The following is a 23,226-nucleotide window of genomic DNA, read 5'->3' on the forward strand; positions in this document are numbered from 1 at the left end:
CGGCCCATCGCGAGCAAGCTCGCTCCTATAAAGGCAACGCGTTCCCTTGTAGGAGCGAGCTTGCTCGCGATTGGGTTGCATGGCGGCCCCCTGATCTCACGACCACAAAAACAATTTAAGGACGTGACATGCAACAAGCTCCAGGTCTCAAGCGCGGGCTAAGTGCCCGCCACATCCGTTTCATGGCCCTCGGTTCCGCCATCGGCACCGGGCTGTTCTACGGCTCTGCCTCGGCCATCCAGATGGCCGGCCCGGCCGTGCTGCTGGCCTACCTGATCGGCGGCGCTGCCGTGTTCATGGTCATGCGCGCCCTCGGCGAAATGGCCGTGCATAACCCGGTGGCCGGCTCCTTCGGCCACTACGCCAGCACCTACCTCGGCCCCATGGCCGGCTTCATCCTCGGCTGGACCTACGCCTTCGAAATGGTCATCGTCGCCATCGCCGACGTCACCGCCTTCGGTATCTACATGGGCTTCTGGTTCCCGGAAGTGGCCCGCTGGATCTGGGTGCTGGGCATCGTCTTCCTGATCGGCGGCCTCAACCTGTGCAACGTCAAGGTGTTCGGCGAAATGGAGTTCTGGCTGTCGCTGCTCAAGGTCGGCGCTATCGTGGCGATGATCCTGGCCGGCCTCGGCATCATGGCCTTCGGCTTCAGCCAGGTGGGTACCGGGCATGCCGTCGGCGTCAGCAACCTGTTCGACCACGGCGGCTTCATGCCTAACGGCGTGGGTGGGTTGATCGCGTCCTTTGCCGTGGTGATGTTCGCCTTCGGCGGCATCGAGATCATTGGCGTCACCGCCGGTGAGGCCAAAGATCCGCAGCGCGTCATCCCCAAGGCGATCAACGCCGTGCCGCTGCGCATCCTGCTGTTCTACGTACTCACCCTGTTCGTGCTGATGTGCCTGTACCCATGGCCGCAGATCGGCAGCCAGGGCAGCCCGTTCGTGCAGATCTTCAGCAACCTGGGCATTGGCTCTGCCGCCGCTGTGCTGAACATCGTGGTGATTTCTGCCGCCATCTCGGCCATCAACAGCGACATCTTCGGCGCCGGCCGCATGATGTACGGCCTGGCCCACCAAGGCCATGCGCCACGCAGCTTCGGCAAACTGTCGAAGCATGGCGTGCCGTGGATGACCGTGGTGGTGATGGGCGCTGCACTGCTGATTGGCGTGCTGCTCAACTACCTGATCCCGGAGAACGTGTTCCTGCTCATCGCTTCCATTGCCACCTTCGCCACTGTATGGGTGTGGCTGATGATCCTGCTCACCCAGGTGGCCATGCGCCGCAGCATGAGCCGTGAGGAAGTGGCCCAACTCAAGTTCCCGGTACCGTTCTGGCCCTACGGCCCGGCCATGGCCATTGCGTTCATGGTGTTCATCTTTGGTGTGCTCGGCTACTTCCCGGACACCCAGGCGGCACTGATCGTCGGCGTGGTCTGGGTGGTGTTCCTGGTGGCGTCCTACCTGCTGTGGTGCAAGCCGCGTGCAGGGCAGGGCAGGCCGGCAGCAGAACCCGTAGAGCTGCACCGTTAGTAAAGGAGATTGTGCATGAGAACCCTCTGGCAGCATTGCCATGTGGCTACCATGGCCGAGGGCCGTTATTCGGCCATCGAGGACGCGGCCATCGTCACCCGTGCCGGGCTGATCGAGTGGATCGGCCCACGCGCCGAGCTGGCGCCGGTCGACGCTGACCGCACGGTGGACCTGGGCGGCGCCTGGGTCACCCCGGGGCTGATCGACTGCCACACCCACGCGGTGTTCGGTGGCAACCGTAGCGGTGAGTTCGAGCAGCGCCTGCAGGGCGTGAGCTATGCCGAAATTGCTGCCCAGGGCGGTGGTATCGCCAGCACCGTGCGGGCCACCCGCGCGGCCAGCGAGGACGAACTGTTCGCCAGTGCTCGTCAGCGGGTTCAGGCGCTGATGCGCGATGGCGTGACCACGATCGAGGTCAAGTCTGGCTACGGCCTGGACCTGGCCAACGAACGCAAGATGCTGCGCGTGGCCCGGCGCCTGGCGGACGAACTGCCGCTGGCGGTGCGGGCCACCTGCCTGGCCGCGCACGCCCTGCCACCGGAGTACGCCGGCCGGCCCGACGACTATATCGCGCATATCTGCGACGAGATGCTGCCAGCCTTGGCTGCCGAGGGCCTGGTGGACGCAGTGGATGCCTTCTGCGAACACCTGGCGTTTTCCCCGGCCCAGGTCGAGCGGCTCTTCATCAAGGCGCGTGAGCTGGGCCTGCCGGTCAAGCTGCACGCCGAACAGTTGTCGTCGCTGCACGGCTCCAGCCTGGCAGCGCGTTACCAGGCGCTGTCGGCGGATCATCTGGAGTTCATGACCGAGGAAGACGCCATCGCCATGGCCGCAGCCGGCACTGTTGCTGTGCTGCTGCCGGGCGCCTTCTACTTCCTGCGTGAAACCCAGTTGCCGCCCATGGATGCACTGCGTCGCCACGGGGTGAAAATTGCCTTGGCCAGCGACCTCAACCCCGGCACGTCACCTGGGTTGTCGCTGCGGCTGATGCTGAACATGGGCTGCACCTGTTTCCGCATGACCCCGGAAGAAGCGTTAGCTGGCGTTACGGTACATGCCGCCACGGCACTGGGCCTGGGCGACAGCCACGGCTCGCTGGAAGTGGGCAAGGTGGCCGACTTCGTCGCCTGGCAAATCGAACGCCCTGCCGACCTGGCCTACTGGCTGGGCGGCGACCTGCCCAAGCGCGTGGTGCGCAAGGGCAACGAAATCTCCAATTGAGCGAGGCACGATGGACAAGGTACTGAGTTTTCACCAAGGCCACCTGCCGCTGCTGATCAGCATGCCGCACGCCGGCCTGGGCTTGAGCAACGCGGTGCGCGACGGCCTGGTCGATGAGGCGCGCAGCTTGCCGGACACCGACTGGCACATCCCCCGGTTGTACGCCTTTGCCCGTGACATGGGGGCCAGCGTGGTCGCGGCGGAGTACTCGCGCTTCGTCATCGACCTCAACCGCCCGGATGACGACAAGCCGTTGTATGCCGGCGCTACCACTGGCCTGTATCCGGCCACGTTGTTCGATGGCGAGCCGCTGTTCAAGGATGGGCTGGCGCCCTCAGGTGAAGAACGCAAAGGTTATCTGGAGCAGATCTGGCGTCCCTACCACGGCACGATCCGCAGCGAACTGGACCGGTTGCGCGAGCAGTTTGGTTACGCCCTGCTGTGGGATGCCCATTCCATTCGCTCGCTGATCCCGCACTTGTTCGACGGCAAGCTGCCGGACTTCAACCTGGGCACTTTCAACGGCGCCAGTTGTGACCCGGCATTGGCTGAGCGGCTGCAAGGCGTGTGCGCCAAGGTACAAGGTTACAGCCATGTGCTTAATGGCCGCTTCAAAGGCGGGCACATCACCCGGCATTACGGTGACCCGGCCAACCATATTCATGCTGTGCAACTGGAGCTGGCACAAAGCACGTACATGGACGAAACCGAGCCGTTTGCCTACCGGGAAGACTTGGCGAGGCCTACACAAGACGTACTGAAGCAGCTTCTGCAGGCGCTGCTGGCTTGGGGCGAGGAGCGTTACAAGCGTTGAGTGGAAGGGGCGAAGCCATTGGCTTCGCCCCGCTTCATGGGTGTTCAGTCGTTGGCTACCTGCGCAATATGTGCGCACGCGCAAAATCGTTTCAAGCGGTAAAGGGTTGTCGAACAAGGCTGGGCCGCTTGGCCGGCTGGGGGTAGATATATGTGTCCGCAAGGTTGGCCGTATCAGCGAGGACGGTGCTGAAAGTGCAATTCAGGTTTATGATGGCCCACGGCCGAATAATCCTCACACGGAGTGCGCAATGCAGACCCTGTACCCGCAGATCAAACCCTACGCCCGGCACGATCTGGCCGTGGAAGCGCCGCATGTGCTGTATGTCGACGAAAGCGGCTCGCCAGAAGGTCTGCCGGTGGTGTTCATCCACGGTGGCCCGGGCGCCGGTTGCGACGCCCAGAGCCGTTGCTACTTCGACCCCACGCTGTACCGCATCATCACCTTCGACCAGCGCGGCTGTGGCCGCTCCACGCCACACGCCAGCCTGGAGAACAACACCACCTGGCACCTGGTCGAGGATCTGGAGCGCATTCGTGAGCACCTGGGTATCGACAAGTGGGTGCTGTTCGGCGGTTCCTGGGGCTCCACCCTGGCCCTGGCCTATGCCCAGACCCACCCCGAGCGCGTGCATGGCTTGATCCTGCGCGGCATCTTCCTGTGCCGGCCGCAGGAGATCGAGTGGTTCTACCAGGAAGGTGCCAGCCGAATGTTCCCGGACTACTGGCAGGACTACATCGCGCCAATTCCGCCGGATGAGCGCGGCGACCTGGTCAAGGCCTTCCACAAGCGCCTGACCGGCAATGACCAGATTGCCCAGATGCACGCCGCCAAGGCCTGGTCCACCTGGGAAGGCCGCACTGCCACCCTGCGCCCCAACCCGCTGGTGGTCGATCGCTTCTCCGAGCCGCAACGTGCGCTGTCGATCGCCCGCATCGAATGCCACTACTTCATGAACAATGCGTTCCTCGAGCCGGACCAGCTGATCCGCGACCTGCCGAAAATCGCCCACCTACCGGCGGTTATCGTGCACGGCCGCTATGACGTGATCTGCCCGCTGGACAACGCCTGGGCACTGCACCAGGCCTGGCCCAACAGCGAGCTGAAAGTCATCCGCGACGCTGGCCACGCGGCTTCCGAGCCGGGTATTACCGATGCCTTGGTGCGTGCGGCCGACCAGATGGCCCGGCGCCTGCTCGACCTGCCTCTGGAAGAAGCATGAGGGGCCTGCTCCAGCGCGTGCGTGGTGCGCGGGTTGAGGTAGCAGGGGAGGTGGTCGGCGCCATCGACCAGGGTTTGCTGGTGCTGGTGGCCGTCGAGCCTGAAGATTCCCGTGAACAGGCCGATAAGCTGTTGCACAAGCTGTTGAACTACCGTGTGTTCAGCGACGAGCAGGGCAAGATGAACCTGTCGCTCAAGGATGTCGGTGGCGGTTTGTTGCTGGTGTCGCAGTTCACCTTGGCGGCGGACACCCGCAACGGCATGCGCCCGAGCTTCTCGACGGCAGCGCCACCGGCCCTCGGCGCCGAGTTGTTCGACTATCTTTTGCAGCAGGCAAACGCGCAGCATACCGACGTGGCCAGTGGCCGCTTCGGTGCGGATATGCAGGTGCACCTGGTCAATGATGGCCCCGTAACATTTATGTTACAAATGTGAGCTCAAAAAACCCTTTGTTTATAGGAAAACAAGGGGTTTTGTACGATAAATAGTTGTTCCAGCCTGATGCGTTGTCACGCGACCTGCTGGATAATCGCGCGCTGCATGGACCTGCGTTCGCAGGTTCGTTTCACTCTGACTCGAGCATTGTCTGGATCCGTTTGGGGAATCATTACGCCCTCACGGGGTCCGAACAGTGCTCGCCAACCCGGCATTTGTCGCTGGCCGTTGGTTTCATGATCTGTTTTCGGCGAGGGTTGCTCGTGATTGTTAGTCCCCAAAAAGCATCAAGAATCCCCGGAACCGGGCTGCGCAAGGCTTTGATGGCCAGTGTGGCACTGGTAGGCCTGATGAGCGCGGGCCAGCTGTGGGCATTCAATCTTGACGATGTTGCAGCCAAGGCAAAGGATCTGGCCGGCCAGAAGTACGAAGCACCCAAAAGCAACCTGCCGGCCGTATTCCGCGACATGAAGTTTGCGGACTATCAGAAAATTCATTTCCTGCAGGAAAAGGCCGAGTGGGCCAAGGACAAGACCCCGTTCAAGCTGTCGTTCTATCACCAGGGCATGCACTTCGATACCCCGGTGAAAATCAACGAGGTCACCGCCACCAAGGTCGAGGAAATCAAGTACGACCCGAGCCGCTTCGAGTTCGGTGACGTGCCACACGACCCGGAAACCACCAAAAACCTGGGTTACGCCGGTTTCCGCGTGCTGTACCCGATCAACAAGGCCGACAAGCAGGACGAGATCATGACCCTGCTTGGCGCCAGCTATTTCCGCGTGGTCGGCAAGGGCCACGTGTACGGCCTGTCGGCCCGTGGCCTGGCCATCGACACCGCGCTGCCGTCGGGCGAGGAATTCCCGCGCTTCACCGAGTTCTGGGTCGAAAAACCCAAACCGGCCGACAAGCACCTGGTGATCTACGCACTGCTGGATTCGCCGCGCTCCACCGGTGCCTACAAGCTGACCCTGCGCCCGGGCAACGATACCGTGGTCGACGTACAGTCCCAGGTCTTCCTGCGTGATCAGGTCAGCCGCCTGGGTATCGCCCCGCTGACCAGCATGTACCTGTTCGGCCCCAACCAGCCGTCCAAGGTGCTCAACTACCGCCCGGCCCTGCACGACTCTGAAGGCCTGTCGATCCATGCCGGTAACGGCGAGTGGATCTGGCGCCCGCTGAACAACCCGAAACACCTGGCCGTGAGCAACTTCAGCGTCGAGAACCCGCGTGGTTTCGGCCTGATGCAGCGTCAGCGCGCCTTCAGCGACTACGAAGACCTCGACGACAACTACCAGAAGCGCCCAAGCGCCTGGATCGAGCCGAAAGGTGACTGGGGTAAAGGTACCGTCGACCTGGTCGAAATCCCGACTGCCGACGAGACCAACGACAACATCGTTGCCTTCTGGAGCCCGGAAAAGCTGCCGGAGCCGGGCAAGCCGTTCGAGTACGCCTACCGCCTGCACTGGACCATCAACGAGGCGAAGTTCCAGGCGCCTGAGTTGGGCTCGGTCAAGCAGACCCTGCGCTCCACCGGTGACGTGAAGCAGTCCAACCTGATTCGCCAGCCAGACGGCAGCGTGGCCTTCCTGGTCGACTTCGCCGGCCCGGCCCTGGCCGCCCTGCCGGAAGACACCGCCGTGCGCAGCCAGATCAGCGTGGGTGACAACGCCGAGGTGGTCGAGAACAATCTGCGCTATAACCCTGAGACCAAGGGCTGGCGCCTGACCCTGCGTTTGAAGGTCAAGGAAGCCAACAAATCGACCGAAATGCGTGCCGCGCTGGTGCGCGATGTGCCGGTCGAACCCGCCAAGCCTGCGCAGGACGCCAAGCAGGACAAGGCCGCAGCCAAGCATGCCAAGGCCGAGAAAGCCGTCAAGGCTGAGCAAACGGCCAAGGCCGAACAACCTGCCGCCGATGCGGCGCCCACCAACGGGGCCCCGGCCACCACCGAGAAGGTGCTGACCGAGACCTGGAGCTATCAGTTGCCTGCCGATGAGTAACTCAAGCGCAAGGCCAGTATCGCTTGGCGAGTACCTGGCTCACCTACCACTGAGTGACGAGCAACGGGCGGAACTCGCCAGTTGCACGTCGTTCAGTGAGCTGCACCAACGTTTGGCTGCCAAACCGGCCGCCGACGCTGCCGAGGCCGTGCAGGCCTCGGTGGGCCCGCGCCTGACCGTGGGCAGCGCCGCCGAGCTGGAGGACGCCGAAATGCTCGGCGTCGACGGCAGCGGTCGCCTGTGTCTGAAAATCGCCCCGCCGATCAAGCGCACCAAAGTGGTGCCAGAGCCTTGGCGCACCAACGTGCTGATCCGCATGTGGCGGCGCATGACCGGCCGCACCAATGCCCCGCAGCCACCCAAGCGCGAGCTGCCGCCGGCGCGCTGGCGTACGGTCGGCTCGATCCGCCGCTACATCCTGCTGGCCCTGATGATCGGCCAGACCATCGTCGCCGGCTGGTACATGAAGGGCATCCTGCCGTACCAGGGCTGGTCGTTCGTCGACCTCGACGAAATCCTCAACCAGTCGCTGTGGGATACGGTGGTGCAGGTTTGGCCGTATGCCTTGCAAACCTCCATCCTGATCCTCTTTGGCATCCTGTTCTGCTGGGTGTCGGCGGGCTTCTGGACTGCGCTGATGGGCTTCCTCGAGCTGCTCACCGGGCGTGACAAGTACAAGATTTCGGGCAGCAGCGCCGGCAACGAGCCGATTGCCCCCGAGGCGCGTACCGCGCTGGTGATGCCGATCTGCAACGAAGACGTGCCGCGCGTGTTCGCCGGCCTGCGTGCAACGTTCGAGTCGGTGGCTGCCAGCGGCAACCTCGACCGTTTCGACTTCTTCGTGCTCAGCGACACCAACGACACCGATATCGCCGTGGCCGAACAACAGGCCTGGCTGGACGTGTGCCGCGAAACCAAGGGCTTTGGCCGCATCTTCTACCGCCGCCGTCGGCGCCGGGTGAAGCGCAAGAGCGGCAACCTTGACGACTTCTGCCGTCGCTGGGGCGGCGAGTACAAGTACATGGTCGTGCTGGACGCCGACAGCGTCATGAGCGGCGAGTGCCTGAGCAGCCTGGTGCGCCTGATGGAGGCCAACCCGGACGCCGGCATCATCCAGACCGGGCCGAAAGCCTCGGGCATGGATACCCTGTATGCGCGCATGCAGCAGTTCGCCACCCGCGTATACGGCCCGCTGTTCACCGCCGGTCTGCACTTCTGGCAGCTGGGCGAGTCGCACTACTGGGGCCATAACGCGATCATCCGCATGAAGCCGTTCATCGAGCACTGCGCCCTGGCGCCGTTGCCGGGCAAGGGCGCGTTCGCCGGTGCGATCCTTTCTCACGACTTCGTCGAAGCCGCGCTGATGCGCCGTGCCGGCTGGGGCGTGTGGATCGCCTACGACCTGCCGGGCAGCTATGAAGAGCTGCCGCCAAACCTGCTGGACGAGCTCAAGCGTGACCGTCGCTGGTGCCACGGCAACTTGATGAACTTCCGCCTGTTCCTGGTCAAGGGCATGCACCCGGTGCACCGTGCGGTGTTCCTCACCGGGGTGATGTCGTACCTGTCGGCGCCGCTGTGGTTCCTGTTCCTGGTGCTGTCGACCGCGCTGCTGGCGACCAACACGCTGATGGAGCCTCAGTACTTCATCGAGCCGTACCAGCTGTACCCGCTGTGGCCGCAGTGGCACCCGGAGAAGGCCGTGGCGCTGTTCTCCACCACCATCGTGCTGCTGTTCCTGCCCAAGCTGCTCAGTGTCATCCTGATCTGGGCCAAAGGTGCCGTCGAGTTCGGCGGGCGGGTCAAGGTCACCTTGTCGATGCTGATGGAGATGCTGTTCTCCATGCTGTTGGCTCCGGTACGTATGATCTTCCACACCCGCTTCGTGCTGGCGGCGTTCCTCGGCTGGGCCGCGACCTGGAATTCGCCGCAACGTGACGACGACTCCACCCCGTGGGGCGAGGCTGTGCGCCGCCATGGTCCGCAAACCCTGTTGGGTATCGCCTGGGCTGGGCTGGTGGCGTGGCTGAACCCGAGCTTCCTGTGGTGGCTGGCGCCTATCGTTGGCTCGTTGGTGCTGTCGATCCCGGTTTCGGTGATTTCCAGCCGTACGCGCCTGGGCCTGGCGGCCAAGGACGAGAAGCTGTTCCTCATCCCCGAGGAATACGCTACCCCGCAAGAGTTGCTGGCCACCGACCGGTACACCCACGAGAACCGCTGGCATGCCCTGCACGACGGCTTCGTGCGGGCCGTGGTCGACCCTCGGCAGAACGCCCTGGCCTGCGCCATGGCCACTGCCCGTCATGGCCAGGCGGCGCCGATCGAAGCGCTGCGTGCCGAGCGCGTGGCCAAGGCGATGGAAGTCGGGCCGAAAGGGCTGGACCTCAATACCCGCCTGGCCCTGCTCAGCGACCCGGTGGCGCTCACCCGCCTGCACGAGCAGGTGTGGGCCGAGCACAATACGGCGTGGATCGATGTGTGGCGTGCGTCGATCAAGAACGACCCGCACTCGCCGCTGTTGCCGCTGCACCCGGAGAGTGAAGGCCAACCGGCACTCGTCGGCGCCTGATCGATTGCAATCGCGAGCTACGCTCGCTTCTACGATGAACACCCGTAGGAACGAGCGTAGCTCGCGATGCGCCGCGCAAGCGGCGCTCGATTCTTCGGCCACAATCCGATTTTGGCCAACAAAGTCCCCCCCGGCTCTAGGTCCCCGAGCCGCCATGCGTTAGCATCCCATTCCGATACGACGCCTCGGCCAGTACGGCCGTGCCAACACAATAAGATTCGCTACTTTTCTTGCTAGGGGACTTGGTGATGATCAAGAAATACCTTTCGCGACTGCTGGTCGGTGTTACCGCCCTGGTCGCCGTGACAGCGGCCCAGGCCGGCGCCATCGATGATGCAGTCAAGCGCGGCACCCTGCGGGTGGGCATGGACCCGACCTACATGCCGTTCCAGATGACCAACAAGCGTGGCGAAATCATCGGCTTCGAAGTCGATATCCTCAAAGCCATGGCCAAGTCCATGGGCGTCAAGTTCGAGGCCGTATCCACCGCCTACGACGGCATCATCCCGGCCCTGCTGACCGACAAGTTCGACATGATCGGCAGCGGCATGACCCTGACCCAGGAACGCAACCTGCGTCTGAACTTCAGCGAACCCTTCATCGTGGTTGGTCAGACCCTGCTGATCCGCAAGGAACTGGCTGGCGAGATCAAGTCGTACAAGGACCTGAACAACGAGAAGTACCGCCTTACCTCCAAGCTCGGCACCACCGGCGAGATGGTTTCCAAGAAGCTGATCGGCAAAGCCAAGTACCACGGCTACGACAACGAGCAGGAAGCGGTGATGGACGTCGTCAACGGCAAGGCTGACGCCTTTGTCTATGATGCGCCGTATAACGTGGTGGCCGTAGAAAAAGCCGGCGCTGGCAAGCTGCTGTTCCTCGAAGAACCCTTCACCTACGAGCCGCTGGCCTTCGGCCTGAAGAAAGGCGACTACGACAGCATCAACTTCATCAACAACTTCCTGCACCAGATCAAGCATGACGGGACCTACGATCGTATTCACGACAAGTGGTTCAAGAACAAGGACTGGCTGAAGGAAATGGAATAAGGCCCAGGCCACAAGCCCGGCTTTATGACCCCGACGCGCAGGCAAACCCTGCGCGTTCGCATTTACGGAAGTACCCCACGTGATCAAACACAAGAAAGCCCAGTGGCCCTGGCATGGGCTGACGGCCCTGGTTCTGGTGGGCCTGGCGTTCAGCCTGTACATGGCCACCTCGATGATTTCCTACGAGTGGCGCTGGAACCGCGTACCGCAGTACTTCGCCTACAAGGCCGAGGAAACGCAGCGCGCAGCCAATTACGGTACCGTGCAGGACATCGTCGTCTCTGGCGATAACGCGCGCGTCACGCTGAAGGATGAAAGCGGCGCGGAACAAGTACTCGATGTCGCCAAGGACAGCCTGCAACTGAGCCGTGGCGACGATGTTGCCGAAGGCGACGCGATAGGCGTAACCCGCCATTGGGCAGCGGGCCCGCTGGCCTGGGGCCTGTGGACCACCTTGTGGATTTCGGTGGTGTCCGGGGCACTGGGGCTGGTGATCGGCCTGTTCGCCGGCCTGTGCCGGTTGTCGAACAACCCGACCCTGCGCGACCTGTCGACCGTTTATGTCGAACTGGTGCGCGGCACGCCGCTGTTGGTACAGATCTTCATCTTCTACTTCTTCATCGGCACCGTGCTCAACCTCTCCCGCGAGTTTGCCGGGGTGGCAGCGCTGGCGCTGTTCACTGGCGCCTATGTGGCCGAAATCGTCCGTGCCGGTGTGCAGTCCATTGCCAAGGGCCAGAACGAAGCGGCCCGCTCGCTGGGCCTGAACGCCGGCCAGTCGATGCGTCATGTCATCTTGCCGCAGGCGTTCAAACGCGTGCTGCCGCCGCTGGCCGGCCAGTTCATCAGCCTGGTCAAGGACACCTCGCTGGTGTCGGTAATTGCCATTACCGAACTGACCAAGAGCGGCCGTGAGGCCATCACCACCTCGTTCTCGACGTTCGAGATCTGGTTCTGCGTGGCAGGTCTGTACCTGCTGATCAACCTGCCGCTGTCGCACATTGCCAGCCGGCTCGAGCGGAGGCTTGCGCAAAGTGATTGAAGTCCGTGACCTGCTGAAAGTCTTCGACACCCGTGGCCAGGTGGTACGGGCGGTGGATAACGTCACCACCCAGGTCGCCAAAGGCGAAGTGGTGGTGGTGCTCGGCCCATCGGGCTCGGGCAAGTCGACCTTCCTGCGCTGCCTGAACGGCCTGGAGCATTTCGACGAAGGCCATGTGGCCATCGACGGCCTGCAACTGGCCGACCCCAAGACCGACATCAACGCCTACCGCCGCGAAGTGGGCATGGTGTTCCAGCACTTCAACCTGTTCCCGCACATGACCGTGCTGGAAAACCTGTGCCTGGCGCAGAAGGTGGTGCGCAAGCGCAACAAGGCCGAGCGTGAAGCCAAGGCCCGTGCGCTGCTGGAAAAAGTGGGTATTGCGCAGAAGGCCAACGAATTCCCGTCGCGCCTGTCCGGTGGCCAGCAGCAGCGGGTAGCGATTGCCCGCGCCTTGGCGATGGACCCGAAAGTGATGCTGTTCGACGAGCCCACCTCGGCGCTCGACCCGGAAATGGTCGGCGAAGTGCTGGACGTAATGAAGACCCTGGCCCAGGAAGGCATGACCATGGTCTGCGTCACCCACGAAATGGGCTTCGCCCGCGAAGTGGCGGACCGGGTGCTGTTCTTCGACCATGGCAAGCTGCTGGAAGACTCGGCCCCGGCCGCCTTCTTTGCGGCGCCGAAAGACCCAAGGGCCCAGGCCTTCCTGCGCCAGGTGCTGTAACCGCACCGGCCCTTTCGCGGGACAACCCCGCTCCCACAAGTGCTGCACCGCCCTCAAGGCTGGTGATTGACTTGTGGGGCTTGTCCCGCGAAGAGGGTGACCCGGTCTCAAATGCTGAATCGCCCGACCATCCCCCTCAACTGCTGCCCCAGTTGCTCCAACTCCCCACTCGAAGCCGCCGTCTGCTCACTGGCCGCACTGGTCTGATCTGACGCATCCCGCACGCTGATGACGCTTCGGTTGATCTGCTCGGCCACCACGCTCTGTTCCTCGCTGGCCGTGGCGATCTGCTGGTTCATGCCCTGAATGCTCGACACCGTGTCGGTGATCTGGCTCAGTGCATCCCCGACGCGGCGGCTCAGTTCCACGCTCTGCTCGGTCAGGTTCTTGCTGCTGTCCAGCAAGCGGGTCACTTCGTCAGTGCCGTTGTGCAGGCTGTCGATCAGTTGGCCAATCTCCTCGGTCGCTGTCGAGGTGCGTTGGGCCAGGCCGCGTACCTCGTCGGCCACCACGGCAAAGCCACGCCCGGCTTCACCGGCCCGTGCCGCTTCGATCGCCGCGTTCAGGGCCAGCAGGTTGGTCTGTTCGGACACCGACTTGATCACATCGAGGATGCTGCCAATCCGCTGGCTTTCGCCCGCCAAGTGCTGCATGGCCGTCAGGCAATGGTCCATTTGCCCGGCCAGTTGCTCGATACGGCCGATGGCTTCGGCTACCACCTGGTCGCCCAGTTGCGCCTGCTGGTCGGCGTTGGTCGCGGCGAGCGAGGCCTGCTCGGCGTTCTGTGCCACTTCCTGCACGGTGGCACTCATCTGGTTCATGGCAGTGGCTACCTGGTCGGTTTCCTCACGCTGCTGGTTGATGCGCAGCTTGGTGTCCTCGCTGCTGGTCGCCAGCTGTGTGGCGGCCTGTGACAGCTGGCCGACACCCTGGTCGATGCCCCCGATCAGCTCGCGCAGGCTCAAGGTCATTTCGCGCATGCTGGTTTGCAGCTGGCCCATTTCGTCGCGGCGTTGCACGGTGTCAACCTGGCTCAGGTCACCCTTGGCGATGCGCACGGCCACGGCCAGTGTCTGACGTAGTGGCTGGGTGATCTGCAGGGTAATCAGCCAGGCGGCTATCACCCCAAGCACCATGGCCAGCAATGCCACGCTGGTCAGCAGCGAGCGGGCAGCCAGGGCTTCGCTGTCCCGTTGTTCAACTTTGCGCCCGGCCAGTTCGACACTCGCCACGCCCAGTTCGTCGCCCATTTTTTCCATGCTGCCCTGCAGCTGCTCGGCGCGCACCGCTGCGCGGCGGTACTGATCCAGGCTGGCCCGGTACTTGGCCAGCTCGACGCCGGGCTGCTCGGTCAGTGATCGTGGCAAGCTCAGTGGGGCCAATGCCTTTAGCAGTTGCTCAAGGCTCTTGTCGGCGGCGTCCAGTGCCTCGTCGCCGACCTTGGCGAACGCCTCGACGGGCGAGAAGGTGTAGGCCGGTACAAGGCTTTGCTGGTTGGCGCCTTCGACATGGCGACCGAGGCTTTCCATCAGGCCCAGCGCGCTGCCTTGTTGACTCTCAGACATCGTCAGCAAGGCTTGGGTCTGCAAGTCGTCGATGACATCGTCCAGTTTGAGCGCTTGCGCTTGCATGGCCTGGCGCAGTGCCGTGCGGCTGGCGACGGTGCTTTGCAGCTCGGTGAAGTCTTCGCGCAGCTGTTGCAGCAATTGCAGTTTTTGTGTGAGCAACTGACGGGATTCGTCAACGTTACTGCGTTGCTGCAACGTGCTCAGCATGCGCTCCAGTTGCTCGATGGCCTGCTGGATACGTGCCTTGCTGGTGTCGTCGCTGAGTACGCGGAAGGTGATGCGCTCGGCACGCAGGTCTTTGACCAGATCGTTGATCTGGCCAATTTCACTGAGCTGTTGCGAGCGGTTGATGGCGCCATCAAGTGCACGCCAGCCGCTGATGGTGGTGGCCAGGGTGAGCAGCAGGACCACGGCGAAGCCGAGGGCCAGCTTGGCGGCGACATTGAGGTTGCCGAGCTTGCGGTTGAGGTAGCCGAGCATGGGAAGTCTCCGTGCGATTGGGGGAGGGCATGCAGGCGTATTGCCGGCATTACACCTCTGCCAATCGGCTGCGGAGCTGTAGGACTTGACCTGATAATCAGGTAGGAAATTTCGCCGCGGTATGTAGGAAGGCTCTTCCGGTCCTCGTTTAGAGCCTGAACCGCCCCACCAACCCCTGCAGGTGGGTGCCCAGCCGCGCCAGCTCCACGCTGGAGCTGGCCGTCTCTTCACTGGCTGCTGAGGTCTGGTCGGAAATGTCCCGCACATTCATCACGCTGCGGTTGATCTCTTCGGCCACGGCCGTCTGTTCTTCAGCAGCCGTGGCAATCTGCTGGTTCATCGCCTGGATCGACGACACGGTCCGGGTGATGGTTTCCAGCGAGCTGCCGGCGCGGCGGGTCAGCTCGACGCTGCTGTCGGTCAGCTGGCGGCTGTTGTCCATCACAGTGGCCACCCGTTGGGTGCCACTTTGCAGGCCGGCAATCAGTTCTTCGATCTCTTCGGTCGACTGCTGGGTGCGCTGGGCCAGGCTGCGCACTTCGTCGGCCACCACGGCAAAGCCACGCCCGGCCTCGCCGGCACGGGCGGCTTCGATTGCCGCGTTCAGGGCCAACAGGTTGGTTTGCTGGGCCACCGACTTGATCACGTCGAGCACACTGCCGATCTTGTCACTCTCGGCCTTGAGCTGGTTCATCGCTTCGCTGGAGTTGACCACTTCGCCCGCCAGGCGCTCGATCTGCGCCACGGCCTCGCCCACCACCCGGTCACCTTCGCGGGCTTGCTGGTCGGCCATCAGGGCGGCTTCCGAGGCCTGCTCGGCGTTGCGCGCCACTTCATGCACAGTGGCGGTCATCTGGTTCATGGCGGTCGCCACTTGATCCGTCTCGACCTTCTGGTTGTTGACCCCGGCGCTGGTTTGCTCGGTGACGGCAGAGAGCTGTTCGGCGGCGCTGGCGATCTGCGTTACGCCGTCGCCAATGCCGCCGATCAACTCGCGCAGGCCTTGGGTCATGCGCTGCATGCTGGCCTGCAACTGGCCCAGTTCGTCGCGGCGCTGTACGGGCAGGCTCTGGGTCAGGTCGCCATTGGCCACACGTTCGGCGGCGCGCAGGGTCTGGCGCAGCGGGATGATGATCTGCCGAGTAATGGCCCAGGCGGCCACCAGGCCGAAGGCGAGGGCCAGCACGGTGGCGAGCGCGAGCAGGGTTTTGGCCTGGGCTGCAGCGGCGTCGCGCACCTCGGTTTGAGACGTGGTCATCGCCTGGCTGGTCTGCAGCAGTACCGTGCCTTGTTCGGCCATGCGTTGCAGGGCTTGCTCGCTGGCGGTCTGGGCATTGCCGAACTGGATGACTGCATCGCGGTAGCCAGCCATGGCTGTGGCGGCATCGTCCAGGCTGGCGGCATGTTCGGCAGGCACCTTGGACGGCAGTGCACGCAGTTCGGCCAGCGCCTGGTCGATGGCCTTCAACGCCGTTTGCTGGAAGTCGGCGTTGCCGCTGTAGGTGTAGCCGCGCACCTGAAAACGTGCCTGCTGCAGCAGGGCGCTCACATCCACCGCATGCTGGTACTGGTTGATATCGCCACCTTGCTGCAGCCCTCGCTGCACGCGGCCGATCAGTTCCGCTGCCTTGTCGGCGCTGTCGCCGAGCACGTCACGGCTGGCTTCGCGGCGCTGGCCGGCCTGCTTCAGCTCGTTGAATGCCTGCTGGTAGGTGCGCACGGCTTCGCGCTGCTGCTCCAGGCGTTGGCGATCGGCGGGGTGCTCGATCAGCCCGAGCATCAGCTGTACCTGGCGGTCGAGGTTGGCCAAGGCCTTTTCAAGCTCGGCCACTGAGGCATCGTCACGCCGGCGCTCGTAGTGCTGGCGAGCAATGCGCAGTTCCTGGGTGTACTGCTGGATGACCGAGATGTTCCCCAGCTTGTCGCCACGGTCGATGATGCTGTCCATGCCGTGCCAGCCGGTCAGGGTAATAGCCAGGGTCAACAGCAGCACCAGGCCGAAGCCCAGCCCAAGTTTGCGATTGACGCTCACATTGCCCAGCGATTGGGCTAACCATTGATACATGTACGACTCCCTGGCGACTTGGCAGTACAAATAGTTGTTGTATTGCCAAGGCATCGGCCTGGGAGAGGGAAACTTGATGGGCTAAAAAACGGCGTTTGCGTCAGAAAATACGCGAAAGCAGCGCTGTTACCGCAGTCTCGACCCGCAAGATGCGCTCACCCAGCTGCACCGGCGCCAGCCCGGCCTTGCCCAGCAGGTCGACCTCGTAGGGGATCCAGCCGCCTTCGGGGCCGATGGCCAGGGTAACGGCTTGCTCCACGGCACGGGGGCAGGCGGGGTAGGGGCCAGGGTGGCCGACCAGGCCCAGGGTGCCAGCAGCGATGGCGGGCAGGCGGTCTTCGACGAAGGGCTTGAAGCGTTTTTCAATGATGACTTCGGGCAGCACGGTGTCGCGCGCCTGTTCCAGGCCAAGGATCAGGTTTTCGCGAATGCTTTCGGGCTGAAGGAAGGGCGTTTGCCAGAAGCTTTTCTCGACCTTGTAGCTGTTCACCAGGATCAGGCGTGGCACGCCCAGGGTGGCCACGGTCTGGAACAGCCGACGTAGCATTTTCGGCCGCGGCACCGCCAGCACCAGGGTCAGCGGCAGCTTGGCCGGCGGCGGTTGGTCAAACGCAACTTCCAGCTCGGCTTCGTGCTTTTCCAGCCGCAGCACCGTGGCCTTGCCCATCAGGCCGCCGATACGGCCCACGCGCAGGTTGTCGCCCACCGCCACGCGGTGGATATCCTGCATGTGGGTGAAGCGCCGGTCAGCGAGAACGACGCGGTCGGCCGAAACGAAGTCGGCCTCTTCAAGAAGCAACAGGTTCACGGTTGGGTCGCAGGTGGCTGGTCGTTATGGTCGTCGGCAGTTTCGTCATGGGCGCTGCGTTTGCGGATCATACTGCCGCACAGCACACCCACCTCGAACAGTAGCCACATGGGCACGGCCAGCAGGGTCTGGGAGAAGATATCCGGCGGGGTGAGCACCATGCCGACCACGAAGCAGCCGATGATCACGTAGGGGCGGATCTTCTTCAGGTACTTCACGTCGACCACGCCGATCCACACCAGCAGCACCACCGCTACCGGGATTTCGAAGGCCACGCCAAAGGCGAAGAACAGCGTCATCACGAAGTCGAGGTAGCTGGCGATGTCGGTCATCATCGACACACCTTCCGGCGTGGCGCTGGCGAAGAAGCCGAAGATCAGCGGGAACACCAGGAAATAGGCGAACGCCATGCCGGCATAGAACAGGAAGATGCTCGACACCAGCAACGGAATGGCGATGCGCTTTTCATGGCGGTACAGCCCGGGTGCGATAAAGCCCCAGATCTGCTGCAGGATGAACGGGATCGCCAGGAACAGCGACACGATCATGGTCAGCTTGAACGGCGTGAGGAACGGCGAGGCCACGTCGGTGGCGATCATCGTCGCATTGGCCGGCAAGTGCTCGCGCAGCGGCGCCGAGACCAGTGTGTAGATCTGCTGGGCGAAGGAGAACAGCCCGGCAAAGATCAGGAAAATGACGGCAACGCACCGCAGCAGGCGGGTGCGCAGTTCGGTCAGGTGCGAAACCAGCGGCATCGGCTGGTCGTGTTCCGGGATCTCGCTCATGGGGCTCGCGGCGGTTGAGGCGGTTCAGAAGGCGTGGCCGGGGCGGCAGGCGGCTCGACCGGCCTGGCTTCCAGCCCGGCAGGTGGCTGCACGCTGGCCGTGGTCACCGGCGGCTGTGCAGGTGGCGTCAGCGGGTTGAGGATGCGCTTGGCTTCCTCTTCCATCTGCAGGATGTGCTCGTTGTGCAGCTGGCGGCGGATGTCGTCGGCGCCGATTTCGCGCTCCACTTCCATCTTGATGCTGTTGAAGCTGCGCTTGAGCCGGCCGATCCACAGGCCTGCCGTGCGCGCGGCACCCGGCAGGCGCTCGGGGCCGAGCACCAGCAGAGCGACCAGGCCGACGAGCAGCAGCTCGCTGAAACTGATGCCGAACATGGGTCAGTCTTTCCGCTGTGGCTCTTGGACCGGCTGGGCCTGGCCTTCGATGGTGTGGCCTTGCTGCGGCTGCGCGGTGCTCTGCTGGTGAGGCGCCTGCACCGGTGGCACCGGTTGGGCAGGCGGCGGGGTTTGCTCGGCCGGCTTGTTCTCTTCGTCGTTCATGGCTTTGCGGAAGCCCTTGATCGACTCGCCCAGGTCGCTGCCGAAGTTTTTCAGCTTTTTGGTGCCGAACACCAGGACCACGACGACCAGCAGGACGATCCAGTGTTTCCAGTCAAAAATACCCATGGTGCTCTCCTAGAATGCGTTGTGCTCAAGCCGAAGGCTGTCGCGCGGCCTTTTCATCGTGCCCGGACAGCCCGAAACGGCGCTCCAGCTCATCGAGCACGGCTTGTGGATGCTGTCCCAGCGCGCTGAGCATCACCAGGCTATGAAACCACAGGTCGGCGGTTTCGTAGATGACATCGCTGTAATCCTTGCTCACGGCAGCATCTTTGGCCGCGATGATGGTCTCGACCGATTCTTCGCCGAGCTTTTCGAGGATCTTGTTCAGGCCCTTGTGGTACAGGCTGGCCACGTAGGAGCTGTCAGGCGCTGCTTGCTTGCGTTCTTCAAGCACTTCGGCCAGGCGGTTGAGGGTGTCGCTCATGTCAGTGTCCTGCGCTGTAGATGGCATCCGGGTCCTTCAGGACCGGGTCGACGATTTTCCACTGGCCGTCTTCGTACACACGGTAGAAGCAGCTTTCACGGCCGGTATGGCAGGCGATATGACCCAGTTGCTCGACCATCAGGATGATCACGTCGGCGTCGCAGTCCAGGCGCAGCTCATGCAGCTTTTGCACATGCCCGGATTCCTCACCCTTGCGCCACAGCTTGCCACGCGAACGCGACCAGTAGATGGCGCGTTGCTCGGCGGCGGTAAGTGCCAGCGATTCGCGGTTCATCCAGGCCATCATCAGCACGCGTCCGGTCTTGTGGTCCTGGGCGATTGCCGGTACCAGGCCATCGCTGTTCCACTTGATCTCGTCCAGCCAGTCTTTCATCGTCGACTCCAAAACGGGCCCGCTCCTGTACCGGGCCCTTTGCGCTAGTGTGCCAGCCACGGGCGCGGCTGGCTATTGGCGTACGATCAGGTAAAGGCCTGCGGCCAGCATCAGCCAGGCCGGCCACGCAGCCGGGGCGGCCAGGCTGGCGGTTTCGGCGGCGCCAGCGGCCAGCACCGCACCACCACCGAGCAGGCCGGCGCCCAGCAGGCGCAGTGCCCAGCGGTCGCCCTGGCGGCGCCGTTCCGGCAGTTGCGGGTCGTGCAGGTGCGGCTGTGACAGGCGTTCTAGCAGGTCGCGGGCCATGTCGGCCAGGTGTGGCAGTTGCTCGACCTGGCTGTGGATGTTGCCGAACATCGCCTTGGGGCTGTAGCGGTCGCGCATCCAGCGTTCCAGGTACGGCTTGGCGGTGCTCCACAGGTCCAGGTCGGGGTACAGCTGGCGGCCCAGGCCTTCGATGTTGAGCAGGGTCTTTTGCAGCAGCACCAACTGCGGCTGCACTTCCATGTTGAAGCGCCGCGCGGTCTGGAACAGGCGCATCAGCACCTGACCGAAGGAAATATCCTTTAACGGTTTTTCGAAGATCGGTTCGCACACGGTGCGGATCGCCGCTTCGAATTCGTTGACCTTGGTGTGTGCCGGTACCCAGCCCGAGTCGATATGCAGCTGGGCGACACGGCGGTAGTCACGTTTGAAGAAGGCAATCAGGTTGCGCGCCAGGTAGTCCTGGTCCTCGGCGGTGAGGCTGCCGACAATGCCGCAGTCGATAGCGATGTACTGCGGGCTCCACGGTTTTACGGTGCTGACGAAAATGTTGCCGGGGTGCATGTCGGCATGGAAAAAGCTGTCGCGGAACACCTGGGTGAAGAACACTTCCACGCCACGCTCGGCCAGCAGTTTCATGTCGGTGCGCTGGTCGGCCAGGGTGGCCATGTCGGTCACCGGCACGCCGTAGATGCGCTCCATCACCAGCACCTTGGGGCGGCACAGGTCCCAGTACACCTGGGGCACGTACATCAGCTCGGAGCCTTCGAAGTTGCGCCGCAGCTGGCTGGCGTTGGCCGCTTCGCGCAGCAGGTCGAGCTCGTCGTAAATGGTTTTTTCGTAGTCGCCGACGATTTCCACCGGGTGCAGGCGGCGGGCATCGGCCGAGGCGCGTTCGGCGGCCTTGGCGATCAGGAACAGCCAGGCCAGGTCCTGGGCAATGACCGGCTTCAGGCCCGGGCGCACGACCTTGACCACCACTTCTTCGCCGGTCTTGAGACGTGCAGCATGTACCTGGGCCACCGAGGCCGAGGCCAGTGGCTCCACGTCGAAGCGGCTGAACAGCTGCGCCACCGGGGCGCCCAGCTGTGCCTCGATCAAGGCCACGGCCTGCTTGGGGTCGAACGGCGGTACACGGTCCTGCAACAGCATCAGCTCATCGGCGATGTCGTTGGGCAGCAGGTCGCGACGGGTGGACAGCAACTGGCCGAACTTGATGAAGATCGGCCCCAGGTCCTGCAGTGCCAGGCGCAGGCGCGCCCCACGGCTCAGCTCGGACGGCTTGCGTGGCAGCCAGCGCCACGGCATCAGCAGGCGCAGGCTCATCAGCCACCAGGGCAGCGGCAGGTCGAACAGCAGGTCATCGAGACGGTAGCGGATCACCACACGCTGGATGCGAAAAAGACGGCGGACGGCGAGCAGCTTCATGCGTTATCGCTGGTATCAAGGGATCGGGAGAGGCGCTTGAGGCGCGCCTCGAGGCGTTCTGTGTCGAGCTTCAGGGCATCGAGTTCGCTGAAGGCGGCTTCGGCTTCGCGTTTGCCCACCAGGGTGCGGGACTCTTCAGCCAGGTACTCGGACAGGTTCTGGCTGAAGCGCGCCAGGCCCTGGCGGGTCCAGCGTGCACGCAGGCGGATATGGCCTGCCAGCATGGCCGTGGCGACCGGGCCAAGCCAGCGTTGCAGCTCGTGCTCCCAGTCCAGCTCAAGGTCTTGCAGCACGCCGAACAGGTCCAGCAGTACGGCGCTGTCGCCATGCAGCTCCACCTGCGGGCTGTGCAGCACGGCGGTCTTGTCTTTGGCCAGGGCCAGTTGCGCCAGGCTGCCAGCCGGGGCGCGCAGGCTACAGTCGACTTCGCCCTGCCAGTGCGCGGCCAGCATCAGGCCTTCTCCATCGGGCAGGATGAAGACCTGCAGGGCCGGTTGGCGGCAGTCGATCTCGATGACCTTGCCATCCAGCGAGGCCAGGCGCGGCAGGGCCGTGCTGTCCATGCGCAGGATGCGGTTCAGGCCATGTTCGACGCTGGCGAGCAGCCCGGCCAGCAGCATCAGGGCTTGATCCCCCGGTGTACGGCAACGATGCCGCTGGTCATGTTGTGGTAGGTGACGCGGTCGAAACCGGCCTCGACCATCATGCTCTTCAGGGTTTCCTGGTCCGGGTGCATGCGGATCGATTCGGCCAGGTAACGGTAGCTTTCCGAGTCGTTGGTGATCAGCTTGCCGGCCAGTGGCATGAAGGCGAACGAGTAGGCGTCGTAGGCCTTGGACATCAGCTTGTTGGTCGGCTTGGAGAACTCCAGGATCAACAGGCGGCCGCCGGGTTTGAGCACGCGCAGCATCGAACGGATGGCTTCGTCCTTGTGGGTGACATTGCGCAGGCCGAAGGCGATGGTCACGCAATCGAAGTGGTTGTCCGGGAACGGCAGCTTTTCAGCGTCGGCCTGGACGAACTCGATGTTGCCGGCCACGCCACGGTCGAGCAGGCGGTCACGGCCGACCTTGAGCATCGAATCGTTGATGTCGGCCAACACCACCTGGCCGGTCGGACCTACAAGGCGCGAGAACTTGGCGGCCAGGTCGCCGGTACCACCGGCGATATCCAGCACGCGGTTGCCGCTGCGCACGCCCGACAGCTCGATGGTAAAGCGCTTCCACAGGCGGTGCATGCCGCCGGACAGCACGTCGTTCATCAGGTCGTACTTGGCGGCCACCGAGTGGAACACTTCGGCGACTTTCTTCGCCTTCTGGCTTTCAGGGACGTCCTGGTAGCCGAAATGGGTGGTGGGTTCGGCGTGTTCGCCTTTGCGCTGGTCGTTCATATCGCTTCACCGGAAAAAATTACCGCCATTCTAGGGCGAACGGGCGGATTTGTCTTGGCGGGGTGTGCCAGTGGGCAGGGGCGGGCATAATGCCGATTATGTCTACATCTTCAGGAACACCCGCATGACCCAGATCAGCGTCGAACGCAAACACTCCCTCGGCCGCGATGCCGCCCGCGCCAAGGCCGAAGCCCTGGTCGACAAGCTCAGCCGCGAATACGACCTCAAGGCCACCTGGAACGGTGACCGGGTCGATGTGGCGCGCAGCGGCGCCAACGGTAGCGTGCACATTGGCGAGGACAGCATCCGTGTGGAGCTGAAGCTGGGCATGATGCTGTCGATGATGAGCGGCACCATCAAAGGTGAAATAGAGCGGGCGCTGGACAAGGCACTGGCCTGACGCCCGCT

Annotated in this window: 22 protein-coding genes and 1 pseudogene; 11 read left to right on the forward strand and 12 right to left on the reverse strand. The window is 63.5% G+C overall.

Going from position 1 to position 23,226, the window contains the following annotated elements; all coding sequences use genetic code 11:
- The first annotated feature begins 128 nt into the window (after positions 1-128).
- The 10 genes from FHW75_RS02410 to FHW75_RS02455 all read left to right on the forward strand — a co-directional run bounded on the left by FHW75_RS02410 (position 129) and on the right by FHW75_RS02455 (position 12,610).
- Positions 129-1,532, forward strand: a complete 1,404-nt coding sequence (locus FHW75_RS02410) for an amino acid permease (protein WP_019098305.1) — start codon at positions 129-131, stop codon at positions 1,530-1,532.
- A gap of 15 nt (positions 1,533-1,547) precedes the next feature.
- Positions 1,548-2,753, forward strand: a complete 1,206-nt coding sequence (hutI, locus tag FHW75_RS02415) for an imidazolonepropionase (protein ID WP_025752319.1) — start codon at positions 1,548-1,550, stop codon at positions 2,751-2,753.
- A 10-nt stretch (positions 2,754-2,763) separates the two neighbouring features.
- Positions 2,764-3,567: an N-formylglutamate deformylase gene (hutG, locus tag FHW75_RS02420; RefSeq protein WP_025752321.1), complete on the forward strand. Its 804-nt coding sequence runs from the start codon at positions 2,764-2,766 to the stop codon at positions 3,565-3,567.
- 250 nt (positions 3,568-3,817) lie between these two features.
- Entirely contained in the window at positions 3,818-4,789 is a 972-nt protein-coding gene (gene pip / locus FHW75_RS02425) for a prolyl aminopeptidase (protein ID WP_016712445.1), read from the forward strand.
- Positions 4,786-5,223, forward strand: a complete 438-nt coding sequence (gene dtd, locus FHW75_RS02430; protein ID WP_019098637.1) for a D-aminoacyl-tRNA deacylase — start codon at positions 4,786-4,788, stop codon at positions 5,221-5,223. Before pip ends, dtd begins: the two co-directional genes overlap by 4 nt.
- 263 nt (positions 5,224-5,486) lie before the next feature.
- A complete protein-coding gene (locus tag FHW75_RS02435) occupies positions 5,487-7,226 on the forward strand; it encodes a glucan biosynthesis protein G (RefSeq protein ID WP_201296075.1) in 1,740 nt (579 codons plus the stop codon).
- Positions 7,219-9,792 carry a glucans biosynthesis glucosyltransferase MdoH gene (mdoH, locus tag FHW75_RS02440; RefSeq protein WP_025752326.1) on the forward strand — a complete coding sequence of 858 codons (2,574 nt, stop codon included), beginning with the start codon at positions 7,219-7,221 and terminating at the stop codon, positions 9,790-9,792. The genes FHW75_RS02435 and mdoH overlap by 8 nt, the downstream gene beginning before the upstream one ends.
- Positions 9,793-10,043: 251 nt before the next feature.
- Positions 10,044-10,841: a transporter substrate-binding domain-containing protein gene (locus FHW75_RS02445; protein ID WP_025752328.1), complete on the forward strand. Its 798-nt coding sequence runs from the start codon at positions 10,044-10,046 to the stop codon at positions 10,839-10,841.
- Positions 10,842-10,920: 79 nt separating this feature from the next.
- A complete protein-coding gene (locus FHW75_RS02450; RefSeq protein ID WP_016712441.1) occupies positions 10,921-11,883 on the forward strand; it encodes an amino acid ABC transporter permease in 963 nt (320 codons plus the stop codon).
- Entirely contained in the window at positions 11,876-12,610 is a 735-nt protein-coding gene (locus FHW75_RS02455; protein WP_025752329.1) for an amino acid ABC transporter ATP-binding protein, read from the forward strand. Before FHW75_RS02450 ends, FHW75_RS02455 begins: the two co-directional genes overlap by 8 nt.
- 107 nt (positions 12,611-12,717) lie before the next feature.
- Here FHW75_RS02455 and FHW75_RS02460 read toward each other — a convergent pair whose 3' ends face one another.
- The 12 genes and pseudogenes from FHW75_RS02460 to ubiE all read right to left on the reverse strand — a co-directional run bounded on the left by FHW75_RS02460 (position 12,718) and on the right by ubiE (position 22,818).
- Positions 12,718-14,658: a methyl-accepting chemotaxis protein gene (locus tag FHW75_RS02460; protein ID WP_019098456.1), complete on the reverse strand. Its 1,941-nt coding sequence runs from the start codon at positions 14,656-14,658 to the stop codon at positions 12,718-12,720.
- 148 nt (positions 14,659-14,806) lie between these two features.
- A complete protein-coding gene (locus FHW75_RS27060; RefSeq protein ID WP_371058789.1) occupies positions 14,807-15,679 on the reverse strand; it encodes a methyl-accepting chemotaxis protein in 873 nt (290 codons plus the stop codon).
- Positions 15,662-16,777: pseudogene (locus FHW75_RS27065) on the reverse strand (methyl-accepting chemotaxis protein); the annotation flags it as partial. The pseudogene FHW75_RS27065 and the gene FHW75_RS27060, both read right to left, overlap by 18 nt.
- 46 nt (positions 16,778-16,823) lie before the next feature.
- Positions 16,824-17,531: a 16S rRNA (uracil(1498)-N(3))-methyltransferase gene (locus FHW75_RS02470; protein ID WP_019098458.1), complete on the reverse strand. Its 708-nt coding sequence runs from the start codon at positions 17,529-17,531 to the stop codon at positions 16,824-16,826.
- Complete coding sequence (gene tatC / locus FHW75_RS02475; protein ID WP_016712436.1) at positions 17,528-18,316, reverse strand: twin-arginine translocase subunit TatC; 789 nt, start codon at positions 18,314-18,316, stop codon at positions 17,528-17,530. Before tatC ends, FHW75_RS02470 begins: the two co-directional genes overlap by 4 nt.
- Complete coding sequence (tatB, locus tag FHW75_RS02480; RefSeq protein WP_016712435.1) at positions 18,313-18,690, reverse strand: Sec-independent protein translocase protein TatB; 378 nt, start codon at positions 18,688-18,690, stop codon at positions 18,313-18,315. Before tatB ends, tatC begins: the two co-directional genes overlap by 4 nt.
- 3 nt (positions 18,691-18,693) lie before the next feature.
- Positions 18,694-18,981 (reverse strand): twin-arginine translocase TatA/TatE family subunit, encoded by a 288-nt coding sequence (locus tag FHW75_RS02485; protein ID WP_016712434.1) that lies wholly within the window; start codon positions 18,979-18,981, stop codon positions 18,694-18,696.
- Positions 18,982-19,006: 25 nt separating this feature from the next.
- Complete coding sequence (locus tag FHW75_RS02490) at positions 19,007-19,342, reverse strand: phosphoribosyl-ATP diphosphatase (protein ID WP_013974545.1); 336 nt, start codon at positions 19,340-19,342, stop codon at positions 19,007-19,009.
- Between the two features lies 1 nt (position 19,343).
- A complete protein-coding gene (gene hisI / locus FHW75_RS02495; RefSeq protein WP_003249284.1) occupies positions 19,344-19,736 on the reverse strand; it encodes a phosphoribosyl-AMP cyclohydrolase in 393 nt (130 codons plus the stop codon).
- 72 nt (positions 19,737-19,808) lie between these two features.
- On the reverse strand, positions 19,809-21,428 hold the full coding sequence (ubiB, locus tag FHW75_RS02500; protein ID WP_025752338.1) for a ubiquinone biosynthesis regulatory protein kinase UbiB: 1,620 nt from the start codon (positions 21,426-21,428) through the stop codon (positions 19,809-19,811).
- Positions 21,425-22,048, reverse strand: a complete 624-nt coding sequence (locus tag FHW75_RS02505; RefSeq protein ID WP_019099357.1) for an SCP2 domain-containing protein — start codon at positions 22,046-22,048, stop codon at positions 21,425-21,427. Before FHW75_RS02505 ends, ubiB begins: the two co-directional genes overlap by 4 nt.
- Positions 22,048-22,818 carry a bifunctional demethylmenaquinone methyltransferase/2-methoxy-6-polyprenyl-1,4-benzoquinol methylase UbiE gene (gene ubiE, locus FHW75_RS02510; protein ID WP_016712431.1) on the reverse strand — a complete coding sequence of 257 codons (771 nt, stop codon included), beginning with the start codon at positions 22,816-22,818 and terminating at the stop codon, positions 22,048-22,050. Before ubiE ends, FHW75_RS02505 begins: the two co-directional genes overlap by 1 nt.
- Positions 22,819-22,942: 124 nt before the next feature.
- Between ubiE and FHW75_RS02515 the strand changes: the two genes are divergently transcribed.
- A complete protein-coding gene (locus FHW75_RS02515; RefSeq protein WP_016712430.1) occupies positions 22,943-23,218 on the forward strand; it encodes a polyhydroxyalkanoic acid system family protein in 276 nt (91 codons plus the stop codon).
- The last annotated feature ends 8 nt before the right edge of the window (positions 23,219-23,226 follow it).

It is taken from the genome of Pseudomonas sp. OG7 (genome assembly GCF_014192825.1).
Taxonomy (GTDB): domain Bacteria; phylum Pseudomonadota; class Gammaproteobacteria; order Pseudomonadales; family Pseudomonadaceae; genus Aquipseudomonas; species Aquipseudomonas monteilii.

Excerpts from the sequence above, each read along its gene's own strand:
- FHW75_RS02515 (WP_016712430.1), top strand. The coding sequence starts at position 22,943 with ATGACCCAGATCAGCGTCGAACGCAAACACTCCCTCGGCCGCGATGCC.
- ubiE (WP_016712431.1), bottom strand. The coding sequence starts at position 22,818 with ATGAACGACCAGCGCAAAGGCGAACACGCCGAACCCACCACCCATTTC.
- FHW75_RS02460 (WP_019098456.1), bottom strand. The coding sequence starts at position 14,658 with ATGCTCGGCTACCTCAACCGCAAGCTCGGCAACCTCAATGTCGCCGCC.
- pip (WP_016712445.1), top strand. The coding sequence starts at position 3,818 with ATGCAGACCCTGTACCCGCAGATCAAACCCTACGCCCGGCACGATCTG.
- mdoH (WP_025752326.1), top strand. The coding sequence starts at position 7,219 with ATGAGTAACTCAAGCGCAAGGCCAGTATCGCTTGGCGAGTACCTGGCT.
- FHW75_RS02410 (WP_019098305.1), top strand. The coding sequence starts at position 129 with ATGCAACAAGCTCCAGGTCTCAAGCGCGGGCTAAGTGCCCGCCACATC.
- tatB (WP_016712435.1), bottom strand. The coding sequence starts at position 18,690 with ATGTTCGGCATCAGTTTCAGCGAGCTGCTGCTCGTCGGCCTGGTCGCT.
- FHW75_RS02490 (WP_013974545.1), bottom strand. The coding sequence starts at position 19,342 with ATGAGCGACACCCTCAACCGCCTGGCCGAAGTGCTTGAAGAACGCAAG.
- dtd (WP_019098637.1), top strand. The coding sequence starts at position 4,786 with ATGAGGGGCCTGCTCCAGCGCGTGCGTGGTGCGCGGGTTGAGGTAGCA.
- hisI (WP_003249284.1), bottom strand. The coding sequence starts at position 19,736 with ATGAAAGACTGGCTGGACGAGATCAAGTGGAACAGCGATGGCCTGGTA.
- hutG (WP_025752321.1), top strand. The coding sequence starts at position 2,764 with ATGGACAAGGTACTGAGTTTTCACCAAGGCCACCTGCCGCTGCTGATC.
- hutI (WP_025752319.1), top strand. The coding sequence starts at position 1,548 with ATGAGAACCCTCTGGCAGCATTGCCATGTGGCTACCATGGCCGAGGGC.
- FHW75_RS27060 (WP_371058789.1), bottom strand. The coding sequence starts at position 15,679 with ATGCAGCGCATGACCCAAGGCCTGCGCGAGTTGATCGGCGGCATTGGC.
- tatC (WP_016712436.1), bottom strand. The coding sequence starts at position 18,316 with ATGAGCGAGATCCCGGAACACGACCAGCCGATGCCGCTGGTTTCGCAC.
- FHW75_RS02485 (WP_016712434.1), bottom strand. The coding sequence starts at position 18,981 with ATGGGTATTTTTGACTGGAAACACTGGATCGTCCTGCTGGTCGTCGTG.
- ubiB (WP_025752338.1), bottom strand. The coding sequence starts at position 21,428 with ATGAAGCTGCTCGCCGTCCGCCGTCTTTTTCGCATCCAGCGTGTGGTG.
- FHW75_RS02505 (WP_019099357.1), bottom strand. The coding sequence starts at position 22,048 with ATGCTGCTGGCCGGGCTGCTCGCCAGCGTCGAACATGGCCTGAACCGC.